This is a genomic window from Selenomonadales bacterium (assembly GCA_017442105.1).
Taxonomy (GTDB): domain Bacteria; phylum Bacillota; class Negativicutes; order RGIG982; family RGIG982; genus RGIG982.
Window position 1 is genome coordinate 15,267 of record JAFSAX010000234.1, and the last position, 13,933, is coordinate 29,199.

At 52.0% G+C, this 13,933-nt stretch carries 15 protein-coding genes; 13 read left to right on the forward strand and 2 right to left on the reverse strand.

Annotated elements, in window-relative coordinates; genetic code table 11:
• The 6 genes from dusB to IJN28_08970 all read left to right on the forward strand — a co-directional run bounded on the left by dusB (position 1) and on the right by IJN28_08970 (position 5,618).
• Entirely contained in the window at positions 1 to 975 is a 975-nt protein-coding gene (gene dusB / locus IJN28_08945; protein MBQ6713892.1) for a tRNA dihydrouridine synthase DusB, read from the forward strand.
• 211 nt (positions 976 to 1,186) lie between these two features.
• Positions 1,187 to 2,074 (forward strand): quinate 5-dehydrogenase, encoded by an 888-nt coding sequence (locus IJN28_08950; GenBank protein ID MBQ6713893.1) that lies wholly within the window; start codon positions 1,187 to 1,189, stop codon positions 2,072 to 2,074.
• A gap of 11 nt (positions 2,075 to 2,085) precedes the next feature.
• Positions 2,086 to 2,859 carry a hypothetical protein gene (locus IJN28_08955; GenBank protein ID MBQ6713894.1) on the forward strand — a complete coding sequence of 258 codons (774 nt, stop codon included), beginning with the start codon at positions 2,086 to 2,088 and terminating at the stop codon, positions 2,857 to 2,859.
• 145 nt (positions 2,860 to 3,004) lie between these two features.
• Positions 3,005 to 3,481, forward strand: coding sequence for a transcription elongation factor GreA (gene greA / locus IJN28_08960; protein ID MBQ6713895.1), 477 nt, complete (start codon positions 3,005 to 3,007; stop codon positions 3,479 to 3,481).
• Positions 3,482 to 3,506: 25 nt separating this feature from the next.
• Entirely contained in the window at positions 3,507 to 4,997 is a 1,491-nt protein-coding gene (gene lysS / locus IJN28_08965; protein ID MBQ6713896.1) for a lysine--tRNA ligase, read from the forward strand.
• A gap of 54 nt (positions 4,998 to 5,051) precedes the next feature.
• On the forward strand, positions 5,052 to 5,618 hold the full coding sequence (locus IJN28_08970; protein MBQ6713897.1) for a carbonic anhydrase: 567 nt from the start codon (positions 5,052 to 5,054) through the stop codon (positions 5,616 to 5,618).
• A gap of 48 nt (positions 5,619 to 5,666) precedes the next feature.
• Here the strand turns inward: IJN28_08970 and speD are convergent, their stop codons facing one another.
• The gene (gene speD / locus IJN28_08975) at positions 5,667 to 6,131 is read right to left on the reverse strand and encodes an adenosylmethionine decarboxylase (GenBank protein ID MBQ6713898.1); all 465 of its coding nucleotides are present in this window, start codon (positions 6,129 to 6,131) and stop codon (positions 5,667 to 5,669) included.
• A gap of 216 nt (positions 6,132 to 6,347) precedes the next feature.
• Between speD and IJN28_08980 the strand changes: the two genes are divergently transcribed.
• The 7 genes from IJN28_08980 to IJN28_09010 all read left to right on the forward strand — a co-directional run bounded on the left by IJN28_08980 (position 6,348) and on the right by IJN28_09010 (position 13,391).
• Positions 6,348 to 7,292 (forward strand): nitronate monooxygenase, encoded by a 945-nt coding sequence (locus IJN28_08980; protein ID MBQ6713899.1) that lies wholly within the window; start codon positions 6,348 to 6,350, stop codon positions 7,290 to 7,292.
• Positions 7,293 to 7,483: 191 nt separating this feature from the next.
• Entirely contained in the window at positions 7,484 to 7,708 is a 225-nt protein-coding gene (locus IJN28_08985; GenBank protein MBQ6713900.1) for a ferrous iron transport protein A, read from the forward strand.
• Positions 7,709 to 7,726: 18 nt separating this feature from the next.
• Positions 7,727 to 9,616: a ferrous iron transport protein B gene (gene feoB / locus IJN28_08990; protein MBQ6713901.1), complete on the forward strand. Its 1,890-nt coding sequence runs from the start codon at positions 7,727 to 7,729 to the stop codon at positions 9,614 to 9,616.
• A gap of 16 nt (positions 9,617 to 9,632) precedes the next feature.
• The gene (locus IJN28_08995; protein ID MBQ6713902.1) at positions 9,633 to 9,791 is read left to right on the forward strand and encodes a hypothetical protein; all 159 of its coding nucleotides are present in this window, start codon (positions 9,633 to 9,635) and stop codon (positions 9,789 to 9,791) included.
• A gap of 127 nt (positions 9,792 to 9,918) precedes the next feature.
• Positions 9,919 to 10,368, forward strand: a complete 450-nt coding sequence (locus tag IJN28_09000; GenBank protein MBQ6713903.1) for a CtsR family transcriptional regulator — start codon at positions 9,919 to 9,921, stop codon at positions 10,366 to 10,368.
• A 20-nt stretch (positions 10,369 to 10,388) separates the two neighbouring features.
• Positions 10,389 to 11,762, forward strand: a complete 1,374-nt coding sequence (gene radA / locus IJN28_09005) for a DNA repair protein RadA (GenBank protein MBQ6713904.1) — start codon at positions 10,389 to 10,391, stop codon at positions 11,760 to 11,762.
• An 18-nt stretch (positions 11,763 to 11,780) separates the two neighbouring features.
• A complete protein-coding gene (locus IJN28_09010; GenBank protein ID MBQ6713905.1) occupies positions 11,781 to 13,391 on the forward strand; it encodes an ATP-binding cassette domain-containing protein in 1,611 nt (536 codons plus the stop codon).
• 52 nt (positions 13,392 to 13,443) lie between these two features.
• Here the strand turns inward: IJN28_09010 and IJN28_09015 are convergent, their stop codons facing one another.
• On the reverse strand, positions 13,444 to 13,770 hold the full coding sequence (locus IJN28_09015) for a stage II sporulation protein P (GenBank protein MBQ6713906.1): 327 nt from the start codon (positions 13,768 to 13,770) through the stop codon (positions 13,444 to 13,446).
• Positions 13,771 to 13,933: the final 163 nt, after the last annotated feature.

Genomic DNA, 13,933 nt, shown 5'->3' on the forward strand with positions numbered 1-13,933 from the left:
ATGAAGATCGGCAATATCACACTCGACAATCCGTTCATCCTCGCACCGATGGCAGGCGTCACCGATGCGTCGAGCAGACTTCTTGCCAAAGAGATGGGCTGTGCGCTCGTCTATACCGAGATGGTCAGCGCGAAGGGACTTGTCTACGGAAACGAACATACCTCCGATATGCTTTATACATCACCTGCGGAGCGTCCTGCGGCGATCCAGCTTTTCGGCAGTGATCCTGCCTTTATGTACAAGGCGGCGCAGATGGTCGAGGATACAGGCATGGCAGATATCATCGACATCAATATGGGCTGTCCTGCGCCCAAGGTCGTCAAAGGCGGCGACGGGTCTGCTCTGATGAAAGATCCCAAACTGGCGTACGATGTCATGCGTGCCGTCGTCGACGCCGTCAAACTGCCCGTGACCGTCAAGTTCCGCAAAGGCTGGGATGAAGCTCACGTCAATGCCGTCGAGATCGCCAAGCTTGCAGAACAGGCAGGTGTCAGTGCCGTCGCGGTACACGGCCGTACGCGCGAGCAGTATTACAGCGGAAGCTGTGACCTCTCTGTCATTGCCGACGTGGTCGAAGCCGTTTCTATCCCCGTTATCGGCAACGGTGACATTCGCCGCCCCGAAGATGCGAAACGCATGATGGACAAGACAGGCTGCCACGCCGTCATGATAGGACGCGCCAGCGAAGGCAACCCGTGGATATTCCGCGAGATGAACCACTACTATCGGACTGGCGAGCTTCTCCCGCGCCCGACGCTTGCCGAACGGTGCGCGATGATACGCCGTCACCTTGATCTTCAGATGGCACAGAAAGGCGACTTCATCGGGCTCAGAGAGATGCGCAAGCACGCGGCATGGTATACGAAAGGACTGCCGTCCTCGGCACAGTTCCGCATGAAGATCAACCGTGCAGAAACGAAAAGCGAATTTTTGCGCCTCATCGACGCGCTCGAACAAGGAAAACTCGAAGAATAACAAGATAAGACAAGGCGACCGCGAGAGAGATCTCGGACGGTCGTCTTTTTGTTTGGCAGAGGCGAATGTCTGTCCGAGCTAAGGGCGTGACGATTTCATATGGAGCGGCAGTCGGTCTTTTTGTTCTGATATCGTCATACGGTACATAAACATAGAGCGCGGTGGGAACGCTACCCGTGCGCGAGGAAAAGGCGCATGGGAGGCGATATGCATGAAAGAAGTCGTCAGCGTCAGTCTTGGTTCATCGACGCGCAACCATCGTATTCGCATACGTGTCTGCGGAGAGATGGTGCGCATCGTCCGTATCGGGACAGACGGCGATATCCGCAAGGCGAAAAACTGGATACGAAGGCTTGACGGGCGTGCCGATGCTATCGGTCTTGGCGGGATCGACCGCTACCTGACGATCGCAGGGAAACGATATCCGTTTCGTCAGGCAGAATCGCTCGCCCGCATGGCAACACGCTCGCCCGTTTGCGACGGCTCTTCACTCAAGAATACGCTCGAACGTGACGCTGTTCTGCGGCTCGAACGTATGCTCGGCTCGCTCAAAGGCAGGCGTGTCCTCCTATTATCGGCGACCGACCGCTACGGTATGGCAGAAGCGTTCGATATTTGCGGTGCGCACCTTGTCTGCGGTGATCTTATCTACGGGCTTGGTCTGCCGATGCCTGTGCGTCAGCTGTCTGTGCTTCGCCGCCTTGCCGCATGGCTGTTGCCTGTCATCACGCGTTGTCCGATACAGACGCTCTACCCGATCGGGCGTGCGCAAACGATGCGCAGACCGCGCTTTACGCGATATTTCGACGAAGCCGACATCATCGCAGGCGACTACCACTATATCCATCGTTATATGCCCGACCGTCTTGACGGCAAGATCATCGTCACGAATACGACGACCGAAGAAGACCGAGCGTTTCTTAAAAAAAGCGGGGCAAGACTTCTTGTCACCACGACGCCGATCCTCGGCGGGCGCTCGTTCGGTACGAATGTGATGGAGGCCGTACTCGTTGCGCTGTCAGGCTCGTCTGTGCGTACTTCTCATAACTTGTGGCTCGCCAGAACCGGTATCACACCACAGCTGGTACCGCTCGGATAGGAGGAAGGTGCGTGGCAGAATTTCTCGTCATAAAAGAACATACACGATTGCCGAAATGGCTTGCTTGTCGTATCGGTGCGTATCTTCCTGCTCGGTGCCGAGATATTACAGTATGCGGGATAAAAGGACGGCTAGAGGTGTATCGCGATATCACGAGCGCACGCGGACGAGAGAGAGCTGTCCTTCGCCTGCAAGAAGCCGAGAGGCAGGGCATCGTCTGCACTGTCATCGCCGATAAAACCGTACGGCAGGATATCGCGCGCTCTCTTGTGCATCCGCTTGCGGATGGCAGTATCCTCTCTGCTTCGCTTCGACTGGAGCGCATCATGAGCGAAACCGACTGCGTGCGAGCGCGGATCGCGTTCGATGGAGCAGACAGTACGCTCGGCAGGGCAGTTGCCGCCTATCTTGCAAAGCGTGTGCGGTTTCTTACTCTCGTCGGCAGAAGCGAGAACGCGCTTTGTCGTTTGGCAAGATGCCTGTGGCAGACAGAAGGCATCGCCGCTATCGTCGGTGCGCGAAAGGCAGACCGCATCATAACGCTTGGCGAGCTCGTGCAAGAAGCGGACTGCCTTGCGGGCGGGCAGTGCATCTCGGCTACGATCGTTGAATGTGCCCTTTTGGCAGGGCATTTTTCGCGCGAAAGATACGATCATATCACTGCACGTACACTCGCGGAAACAGCAGAGCTGGCAAGGGGTCTGGGCATCTCGATATTGCCAAAAAAAGGTGCGGGCGCAGGGCAAATTCGATTGACAAACGCCCCTTCTGCGCATATAATATAGAATAATATCGTACCGAAGACGGATTTCTTCATAGACGATGCGTGGTGTCAAGGAAACTTGACACTATTATGCTGTTATGAAGGATGCGTTTTCTTTTTTGGTTACGGTGATCCATTCAATTTGCAAGAAAAAGGGAGAATAATCAATGACTGAAAAGCAAGTCATGTTGACTGAAGAAGGCCTCAAAAAACTCGAAGAAAAACTGGAACACTTGAAGACCGTTCGCAGAACGGAAGTGTCCGAACGTATAAAACAAGCGATCTCGTTTGGCGATATCAGCGAAAACTCGGAATACGAAGATGCCAAAAATGAACAGGCGTTCATCGAAGGCGAGATCATGACGATCGAAAATATGCTTCGCAATGCGAAGATCATCGAAGAAGGTCAGGGTACGGACAAAGTCGTCATCGGCTGCACCGTCGTTCTCAAAGACATCGAATTCGATGAAGAACTCGAATATGCGATCGTCGGCTCGGCAGAAGCAGACCCGATGGAAGGCCGCATCTCCGACGAATCTCCGGTAGGCAAAGCAGTCCTCGGTCACAGCGTAGGCGATATCGTAGACGTTGTCGTTCCGGCAGGTACGCTCAAATACGAAGTATTGGAAATCAAACAGCAATAATCACAGCAAGAGTGGAGGAAGCAAGATGAAAAACGAACAGATCGTTGAACAGACTCAGCAGGATATGAACGAGCTGATCAAAATTCGATTTGACAAACTCGATGCGATTCGCGCACAAGGTCGTGAACCGTTCGGCAAAAGATTCGACTTTACACACCACACAGCAGAGATCATTCGCGACTTTAACGAAGAAGAAGAAAAAGAAGTCCGTATCGCAGGCCGCTTGATGGCGATCCGCGGTCACGGTAAAGCCAGCTTCGGCCATATCATGGACGCAGAAGGCAAGATTCAGGTATACTTCCGTCAGGATGTGCTCGGCGAAGAAATGTACGAACATTTCCGTATGCTCGATATCGGTGACATCATCGGTATCACAGGCATCGTATTCCGCACGCATCGCGGCGAGATCAGCGTCAAAGTAACGGCGTTCGAGCTTCTCTCGAAATCGCTTCGTCCGCTCCCGGAAAAATGGCACGGACTCAAAGACGTTGACACACGTTACCGTCAGCGTTATGTTGACCTCATCGTCAACCCCGAAGTACAAAAAACATTCCGTCTGCGCAGCCAGATCCTTCATACGATGCGCTCTCTTTTAGACGATCGCGGATTCCTCGAAGTAGAAACTCCGATGATGCACTCCATCCCGGGCGGTGCGGCGGCTAGACCGTTCATCACGCACCACAACGCACTCAACATCGATCTTTATATGCGTATCGCACCGGAACTCTATTTGAAACGCCTCATCGTCGGTGGTTTTGAAAAGATCTACGAGCTTGCAAAAGTATTCCGCAACGAAGGTATCGACATCCGCCACAACCCTGAATTCACGCTCATGGAGCTCTATCAGGCATACGGCAACTACGAAACAGTCATGGAACTTACCGAGTACCTCGTATCCGGCATCGCAGAGCGCGTTCTCGGTACGACGAAGATCACGTACGAAGGTACTGAGATCGAACTCAAAGCTCCGTGGAAACGCATCTCCATGAACGACGCTGTCAAAGAAGCAACGGGCATCGACTTCCTTGCATTCCGGACAGTAGAAGAAGCGCGTGAAGCGGCAAAAAGCATCCACGTAGAATATCAGCCGGGCGACGGCATCGGCGGTATCCTCAACCGTGCATTCGAAGAAAAAGTAGAAGAAACGCTCATCCAGCCGACATTCATCACGGGTCACCCGGTAGAAATTTCCCCGCTTGCAAAACGCAGCCCGGAAAACCCGATGATCACAGAACGTTTCGAAGCGTTCGTATACGGCCGCGAGCTTGCTAACGGCTTCTCCGAGCTTAATGACCCTGTCGATCAGAAAGGTCGTTTCCTCGATCAGGTCAAACAGCGTGAAGCAGGCGACGACGAAGCACATCTCATGGACAGCGACTATGTAACGGCACTCGAATACGGCCTTCCGCCGACGGGTGGTCTTGGTATCGGTATCGACCGTCTTGTCATGTTCCTTACGGACAGCTCGTCGATCCGCGACGTACTCTTCTTCCCGCAGATGAAACCGAAAGAATAAGAATAACGAAAGGCAGTTCGAAGGGACTGCCTTTTCTTATGAGGAGATCATATTATGACAGTATTAGAACAGATGCTTACGGCGAACCATGAATTTATGAAACATTTGCCGCAGGAATATGCTTGTCCGACGAAACAAGTATGTAAGTACCCCAAACGTCAGATCGCCATCATCACGTGTATGGACACGCGCCTCGTTGACTTCTTGGAGCCTGCGCTCGGCATCGGCCGCGGCGAAGCCAAGATGATAAAAACGGCAGGCAACTCCATCACAGGTGTATTCTCCGAAACGATACGCAGCCTCTTGGTCTGCATCTTCGAACTCGGTGTCAAAGAAATATTCGTCATCGGTCACGAAGACTGCGGCATGATGCACTCGACATCGCAAAGCCTCATCGAAAAGATGACCGAACGCGGTATCTCACCCGATGCCATCGCCATGATAAAAGGTGAACTCGAACATTGGACAGACAGCTTCGAGCATCCTGCCGAAAACGTCCTCGACGCCGTACATAAGATCAAAGCCAACCCGCTTATCCCCAAAGACGTTGCCGTACACGGGCTCATCGTCCATCCGCACAGCGGAGAAGCCGAAGTCCTCATAAACGGCTACGAAGCGTAAAACAGCATAACAAAAGCCCTGTTCAAAGGAACAGGGCTTTTATATGTCTTATTTGCGTTTTTTCTTTTTCTTTTTGATCATCTTCGTCACCTTTGCGCCGAGCGTTTTTACACGGCTGAGCGGTGTCTGGGACGTTTTCGTTTTCGGCTTCATATCGGCGATCGAGCCGAAGTCACCGCGCTTGATGTTCGTCGCTTTCATCTTATCGGAACGAAGCGATTTTTTGAGCGCGTTCATAATTTTATCGGGCGAGCAATGGCTGTCCGTCGTGAAGATATCGGCCGCCGCGTAACCGAGCTCGGGATATGTATGAAGCGACAGATGCGTACCTTCCGCGATCACGAGGAAGATCAAACCGCTCGGATTCATGCGATGTTCTAAGTTATCAAGTTGGTTGAGGTCGCCCTCTCTCAATGCGGCTTGCAGACTGCGACGCAAGAAGTCGGGGTCATTGAGCAAATCAAATGTGCAATCGTAGAAATCGCAGACCATGTGTTTCGTATTCATTCTCATTTTGCGAAAGGCTCCTTTATACTTGCTGGTAATGTTATCCGAATCGCTTGGATAGACATAATGAATAATTATAGCTTGAATCTATGCGAATGTAAAGGACGGTTTTTGAGAAAACTTAGAAAAGACGATGTGATTTTCTTTTTCGTGCAGAAGGAAAATCGCAAGAAAGAAAGAATACTTATAAAGTAACATTAATTCCGAAAGGGGATATCAGATATGAAAACAAGATTAATGGACATTCTTCCGATAAAATACCCGATCATTCAAGGCGCGATGGCATGGATCTCCGATGCAGTACTCGCGGCGGCAGTGACGAACGCAGGCGGTGCAGGTATCATCGCGGCGGGCGGTCGTACGGCTGAATACGTGCGCGACGAGATTCGTAAGGCAAAAACGCTCACAGACGGCCCGTTCGGCGTGAACGTACAGCTCATGGCGGCAAACAAAGACGAGATCGTTGACGTCATCTGCGAAGAAAAACCTGCCTTCGTAACGCTTGGCGCAGGCAATCCGGTACCGTTTTTGGCGAAGTTCAAAGAAGCAGGCATCGTAACGATCCCTGTCGTACCGAACGTAAAATTGGCGAAACGTGTCGAAGCGGCAGGCGCAGATGCACTCATCGTAGAAGGCATGGAAGCGGGCGGTCATATCGGTACCATCACGACGATGGCACAGATGACGCAGGTCATTCCTTCCGTTAATATTCCTGTTATCATTGCGGGCGGTATCGCAGACGGCCGCGGCGTGGCGGCGGCTCTCCTCATGGGCGCGGCAGGCGTGCAGATCGGTACGCGCTTCCTCGTAGCAGAAGAATGTGGTGTTCACCCTGCGTTCAAACAGAAACTCATCGAAGCGACCGACACAGACTCTATCGTAACAGGTCAGACGATGGGTCACGGCGTACGCGGTCTCAAAAATCCGTTCTCGCTCAAATACGTTGAACTCGAATGTGCAGGCCAGACGCCGAAAGAAGAACTTATCAAAATGGCAACAGGCACGAACAAACTTGCCGCAGTCGACGGCGATATGGAAAACGGTATGATCCAGGCAGGTCAGTCGCTTCTTCCGATCACGGCGATCGAACCGATGCAGGTCATCATGGACAGATTGGTCGAAGAGGCAAAACAGACGCTCCAAGGCGCAAGCGCGATCCTCGGCTGAACATAAGAAAAACGGGCAGGCAGCAAACGGCTGACCTGCTCTTTTTTTGTCGAAATATGAAAAAAGAGGAAAAATGAGAATCAATCCTATTGACAATGAGTTTCAAAGTCGGTATAATGAACAAAGTAATTGATAAGCGTTATCAATAAACGCAAAAGCCAAACAGTTGGCAGAATCGAGGGATATATAGAATGGTTACATTACGCGATGTAAAGCCGGGATTTGCGGCACGGATACAGGTCATGAATGACTGTGCGATCAAGACACGCCTTTTGAGCATGGGTTTGACAAAAGGTACGGAAGTGAAAGTAGTAAGATGTGCACCGTTCGGCGGTCCGATCGCGATCCAAGTTCGCGACTACACGCTCTGCCTGCGCAGACAAGATGCAGAAAAAATCGAAGTTACGTTGTTATAAGATCAGGGGGTTAAAATAATGAAAGAAGTATTATCCGTTGCGCTGGCAGGCAATCCGAATGTCGGCAAAACGACGATATTCAACCGTTTGACGGGTGCTCGTCAGAAGGTTGGCAACTGGCCGGGTGTTACGGTCGATAAAAAAGTAGGTACATTCGAACATGGCGGTCACAAGGTAGAGATCATCGACCTTCCCGGTACATATAGTTTGAATGCAAGAAGTGCAGAGGAGAAGGTCGTTGTTGACTACTTATTGAGCGAGCCGCCGAGTGTTATCGTCAATGTGCTCGATGCGTCGAATCTTGAACGCAACTTGTTCCTCACGCTTCAGCTTCTCGAGTACAAGATCCCGACGATCTTGACACTCAACATGATGGACGAAGCAGATGCGAACGGTATCCATATCGATACGAAAAAGATCGAGAAGATCATCGGTATGCCTGTCGTTGCCGCAGTAGCCAAAGAAAAAAATGCGATGCACGCACTCGTTGATGCCGTAACAGGCTCGGCACTTGCCGAATGTCGTCTGAGTGACCGTATCGAAAAACATATCGCAGAGGTCAAAGAACTTCGCGCAAAAGGCGGTGCCGCTGTCGAAGAAGCAGTAGCGGATCTTCGCTATGTATTGATCAATGAGATCTTAAAAGCAGCTGTTACGAAAGAAAAGAAAGAAGCGGCTCCGAGCTGGCAGGATAAGCTCGATGCGATCGTAACGCATCCTGTCCTTGCGATCCCGATCTTCTTGGGTCTTGTTTATCTTGTGTTCAAGCTGACGTTTGAATGGGTCGGTCAGGTCGCTGCCGATGCACTCGCCGAGTTCATCGAAGGACCGTTTACCGATTCTGTCGTAGCAAGCCTTGAGTCGGCAGGCGTAGAAGACTGGGTATTCTCGCTCGTCGTTGACGGTATCATCGGCGGTGTCGGCGGTGTCCTCAGCTTCGTACCGCTTATCTTCTGCTTGTTCTTCTTCCTCAGTATTCTCGACGGCACGGGCTACATGGCGCGTGTTGCGTTTACGCTTGATGCATTGATGAATCGTGTCGGTCTTACGGGTAAGAGCATCATGCCGCTCGTTATGGGCTTCGGCTGCAGCGTGCCTGCTATCATGGCATCGCGTGCGATGGATACGGAAAAAGACCGCAAGATCACGATGTTCGTATTGCCGTTCATCTCCTGCGGTGCAAAACTTCCCGTATACGCACTCTTTGCGGCAGTATTCTTCCCTGATTGTGCGGCTGATGTCGTTATGTCGCTCTATGTACTCGGTATCGTAGTAGCACTTGTTATGGCATCGATCTTCAAACGTACGCTCAACAAAGACGATGAAGGCTCGTTCCTTTTGGAACTTCCGCCGTATCGTTTCCCGACCATGCTTTCCGTTCTCCTTGAAACGTGGGAAAAAGGTAAAGGCTATCTCTATAAAGCCGGTACAGTCATTTTCGCAATGTCGGTACTCATCTGGTTCCTCAGCTCGTTCAGCTTTGACGGTATGGTCGATATGAACGAAAGCTTCCTCGCGTTCCTCGGCGGTCTTATCGCGCCGCTCTTCACGTTCCATGGTTTCGCTACATGGGAAGCAGGTGCGGCTCTTATCACGGGTATCGCAGCAAAAGAAGTCGTTGTGGCAACGATGGGTGTTCTCTATGAAGTTGGCGAGATCGCTGAAGAAGCGGAAGAAGCAGCTCAGCAGATGGGCATGCCGCTTCAGGCAGTATTCACGAACCTCTCTGCCTACACGTTCATGGTATTCTCGCTTCTCTACACGCCTTGCATGACGGCTCTCGGTACGCTCTACAAAGAGCTCGGTTCGGCTAAAGGCGTGCTCCAGGTAGCGGCTTACACGTTCGCTGTTGCATGGGTCGTAGCACTTGTTGTCTACCAGGGCGGCAAACTTCTCGGCTTTGAATAAGAAAGAAGGCTGATCTATGTCCACCATTGTAACGATCGGTATCCTTGCAGTCGTCGCGTTCGGCTGTTATAAGGGATTCAAAAAAATATTTACGGGTAGTGTCTGCGACTGTAATAAAGGTGATTGCGGCTGTGGATGCTCGTCTTGCCCGAGCAAGGATACGATAAAAAAATAAAACTGACGTCGGAAGAAATCATGCTTCCGACGTTCTTTTTTTAGGCAGAGGACTTGCGATAATGGCGATTCTCGCCTATAATAGAATAATTGTATTAGTCAAAAAGTCGAAAACGGTAGGTGATACGATGAGCAATATTGCCGATTTGATAGAAAAATATATCTTATATCGCATGGCGAACGAAGAAGATCCGACGCGCGTTGTTTTAAAACGCAACGAGATCGCAGAGGAGATCGCGTGTGCGCCGTCGCAGATCACGTATGTGCTTGGTACGCGCTTTACGAATGCGCGCGGATTCCAAGTCGAATCGCGCCGCGGAAGCGGTGGGTTCATCTCCATCACACGTGCGGTGGAAGAACGGCTTCTTCCGCAGGTCATACGCCATATCGATGAGGAGATGACGCGCGAAGAGCTGGCATCGTATGTGCAGACGCTTGCCAAGCGCGGTGAGATCACGATGCGTGAGGGCACGATGGTGATGGCGGTGGCAAGATATGCGTATGAGCATGCCGAGCCTGCCGCACGGGTAGAGCTATTAAGAGAGATGCTTTATCCTCTTTTGAACAGTAGTCGATAAGCGGTGAAAGGAGGTCCCCGATGGCGAAGAAAAAGACGGCATATTTTTGCCAGGAATGTGGAAACGAATCGCCCAAGTGGGTAGGCAGATGCTCTGCCTGCGGTGCTTGGAACAGCATGGTAGAAGAAGTCATCGTCAAAGATATGGCGAGATCAAGCGGTGGTCTTAGTCTGGGCTTGTCGGAAGGCAGCGCGCCGATGAAGATACGCGAGGTAGAAACGGAAGAATCTCCGCGTATGGGAACAGGCTCGGGTGAGCTTGACCGTGTATTGGGCGGCGGACTTCTCGCAGGATCCTTGACGCTCGTCGTCGGCGACCCCGGTGTGGGCAAGTCGAGCATGACGATCAAGGTGTGCGCCGACCTTGCCAAAACAGAAGGCACCATTCTCTACGTCACGGGCGAAGAAAGTGCCAGACAGGTCAAGATGCGCGCCGAACGATTGGGTGCGCTAGCATACGATCTCTATATATTAAGTGAAACGAACCTCGATACGATCGAAGCGCAGACGATGAAGCTTCAGCCGCGCCTTCTCGTCATCGACTCGATCCAGACGGTATTTCGTCCCGATATCGAAAGTGCGCCCGGCAGTATCAGCCAAGTACGCGAATGTGCCGTACAGCTCCTCAGGATCGCCAAGGCGAACTCTATCGCCGTTATCTTAGTCGGCCACGTGCTCAAAGACGGCTCGCTCGCAGGGCCGCGTGCGCTTGAGCATATCGTCGATACGGTGCTTTATTTTGAAGGCGACCGCAATGCACAGTACCGCGTCCTGCGGGCGGTGAAGAACCGTTTCGGCTCAACGAACGAGATAGGCCTCTTTGAGATGAACAGCCGCGGTCTTGTCGATGTGCCCGATGCGTCGAAGCTCTTTTTGTCGGAGCGTCCCGACGATATGCCGGGCAGCGTCGTAACGGCGTCGATGGAAGGCACGCGCCCTGTCCTCGTCGAAGTACAGTCGCTCGTGAGCGAATCGCAGTTCATGCCGCCGCGCCGTACATCGGACAATATCGACATCAAGCGGATACAGCTTTTATTGGCGGTGCTCGAAAAACGAGTCGGACTTCGCATCGGTAACTCGGACGTATTCGTCAAAGTCGCGGGCGGTATCAAAGTAGATGAACCTGCCGTAGACCTTGCCGCGGCGATCGCGCTCGCATCGAGCTACCGTAACCGCTCCGTCAGCGCAGGCACCGTCGTCATCGGCGAAGTCGGTCTGGCAGGCGAGGTGCGCGCCGTCGCAGGGGCAGAGGTGCGCATCCGCGAAGCCGCACGGATGGGATTCCATACGATGATCCTTCCGAGGAGCAACCTCAAGGGCTTGGAACGGAAAGAAAAAATCAAACTTATCGGAGTAGAAACAGTTGCGCAGGCACTCGATGCCGCGCTTGAATAAAGAAAGGCGGAACAGACATTGATCACAACGAACGGATTGACATTGCGCTACGGTAAACGCGCATTATTTGAAGATGTTACTTTGAAATTTACGCCGGGCAACTGCTACGGCCTCATCGGTGCCAACGGCGCAGGAAAATCGACCCTCCTTAAAATTCTCGCAGGCGAGATCGAACCGAGTGCAGGCTCTGTCGACATCACACCGGGCGAACGCCTTGCCGTCCTCAAACAGGATCACGGCGCATACGACGAATTTACGGCACTCGAAACCGTTATCATGGGTCATGAGCGTCTTTATTGCATCATGAAAGAAAAAGAAGAGATCTACATGAAACCCGACTTCTCTGACGAAGACGGTATGCGTGCGGCAGAGCTTGAAGCAGAATTCGCGGAGCTCAACGGATGGGAAGCCGACTCTGATGCGGCGAAGCTTCTCCAAGGCCTCGGCGTTTCGGAAGACCTCCATTATAAAGTGATGAAAGACCTCACGGGCAACGAAAAAGTCCGTGTCCTTCTCGCGCAGGTCCTCTTCGGTAATCCCGATATCCTGCTCCTCGACGAGCCGACCAACCATCTCGACATCTATGCCATCCGCTGGCTCGAAAACTTCCTTGCGGACTTTCCGAATACGGTCATCGTCGTATCGCATGACCGTCACTTCCTCAACCAAGTATGTACCCATATCGCCGACATCGACTTCGGCAAAGTACAGATGTACGTCGGCAACTATGACTTCTGGCTCGCATCGAGCGAACTTGCACTCAAAATGGCACGTGAAGCCAACCGCAAGGTAGAAGAAAAACGCAAAGAGCTTCAGACATTCATTCAGCGATTCAGCGCGAACGCATCGAAATCGAAACAGGCGACCTCGCGTAAAAAATTGCTCGAAAAATTGACGCTCGAAGACATTCGCCCGTCGTCGAGAAAATATCCGTACATCGCGTTCAAACCCGACCGCGAAGCAGGCGACCAGCTCCTTACGGTAGAAGGCATCTCGCATACCGTAGCAGGCGAAAAGCTCCTCAACAACGTCAGCTTCCGCGTCGAAAAAGGTGACAAGATCGCCTTCGTCGGCCCGCACGGCCTTGCTAAAAGTGCCCTCTTTGACATCATCATGGGTCAAGTAGAGCCGGAAGCAGGCTCGTATCAGTGGGGCATCACCACGTCGCAGGCATACTTCCCGCGCGACAACCACCAGTATTTCGACAACATCGAGCTTTCGCTCGTCGACTGGCTCCGTCAATTCTCGCCCGACCCCGACGAAACGTTCGTCCGCGGCTTCCTCGGCCGTATGCTCTTCTCGGGTGAAGAATCCTTGAAGGCTGCCAAAGTCCTCTCGGGTGGTGAACGTGTACGCTGCATGCTCGCCAAAATGATGCTCTCGGGCGCGAACGTACTTATCTTCGATGAACCGACGAACCATCTCGACCTCGAATCCATCACCGCACTCAATAACGGCCTCAAGGACTTCGGCGGTACGATGCTCTTTGTGTCGCATGACCATGAGTTCGTACAGACGATCGCCAACCGCATCATCGAGATCACACCCGAAGGCATCTACGATCGCCGCATGACATATGACGAATACCTTGATGAGCGTCAGGCAGGCAACTTGACCTTGTCGTACTAAAAACAGGAAATAAAACGAAAATCAAAGAAAAGCGTGCTATCATTACGGCATATCATGGGGACAGACTGGGCAGAACGAAGTCTTGCACATAGCGGGCGTATGCCTTGTTCTCGTCCACTTTCACGACGCGATACAGCTTGTTATCCTCGGATATCAGCTCATCGCCCGTCGTCACCACGATAGAGACCGTCATCAGATGATGGCCGCTTTTTTCTTCATATATGAAGTAATACGGATAGACTGCTTCTGTCATGCCGAGCGCATCGCGGGCGGTCGCCGTCACCTCGCGGAGCGTATGCGGAAAGAATACGCCGAGTACAGAAGTCGTGATGAGAACGACCAGAACAGACCACAGAGCGAACCGACGAACGGTAAACATCAAAAACACCTCGCATACATAATTTCGTTTATTGTTTGTTGCAAGCGGTAACTTTATGTGAAAAAGAATAAAATGACAGCAAAATGGCAAACTATGAGAGAAGAACAGAATGATTCGCATGAGAACAGAAAAATAACAGATTGACAAACAGGCGATGTAGCGA

What these genes read in the sequence shown, in the direction of transcription:
- dusB (MBQ6713892.1), top strand. Translation starts at nt 1, where the DNA reads ATGAAGATCGGCAATATCACACTCGACAATCCGTTCATCCTCGCACCG.
- IJN28_08950 (MBQ6713893.1), top strand. Translation starts at nt 1,187, where the DNA reads ATGAAAGAAGTCGTCAGCGTCAGTCTTGGTTCATCGACGCGCAACCAT.
- greA (MBQ6713895.1), top strand. Translation starts at nt 3,005, where the DNA reads ATGACTGAAAAGCAAGTCATGTTGACTGAAGAAGGCCTCAAAAAACTC.
- lysS (MBQ6713896.1), top strand. Translation starts at nt 3,507, where the DNA reads ATGAAAAACGAACAGATCGTTGAACAGACTCAGCAGGATATGAACGAG.
- IJN28_08970 (MBQ6713897.1), top strand. Translation starts at nt 5,052, where the DNA reads ATGACAGTATTAGAACAGATGCTTACGGCGAACCATGAATTTATGAAA.
- speD (MBQ6713898.1), bottom strand. Translation starts at nt 6,131, where the DNA reads ATGAGAATGAATACGAAACACATGGTCTGCGATTTCTACGATTGCACA.
- IJN28_08980 (MBQ6713899.1), top strand. Translation starts at nt 6,348, where the DNA reads ATGAAAACAAGATTAATGGACATTCTTCCGATAAAATACCCGATCATT.
- IJN28_08985 (MBQ6713900.1), top strand. Translation starts at nt 7,484, where the DNA reads ATGGTTACATTACGCGATGTAAAGCCGGGATTTGCGGCACGGATACAG.
- feoB (MBQ6713901.1), top strand. Translation starts at nt 7,727, where the DNA reads ATGAAAGAAGTATTATCCGTTGCGCTGGCAGGCAATCCGAATGTCGGC.
- IJN28_08995 (MBQ6713902.1), top strand. Translation starts at nt 9,633, where the DNA reads ATGTCCACCATTGTAACGATCGGTATCCTTGCAGTCGTCGCGTTCGGC.
- IJN28_09000 (MBQ6713903.1), top strand. Translation starts at nt 9,919, where the DNA reads ATGAGCAATATTGCCGATTTGATAGAAAAATATATCTTATATCGCATG.
- radA (MBQ6713904.1), top strand. Translation starts at nt 10,389, where the DNA reads ATGGCGAAGAAAAAGACGGCATATTTTTGCCAGGAATGTGGAAACGAA.
- IJN28_09015 (MBQ6713906.1), bottom strand. Translation starts at nt 13,770, where the DNA reads ATGTTTACCGTTCGTCGGTTCGCTCTGTGGTCTGTTCTGGTCGTTCTC.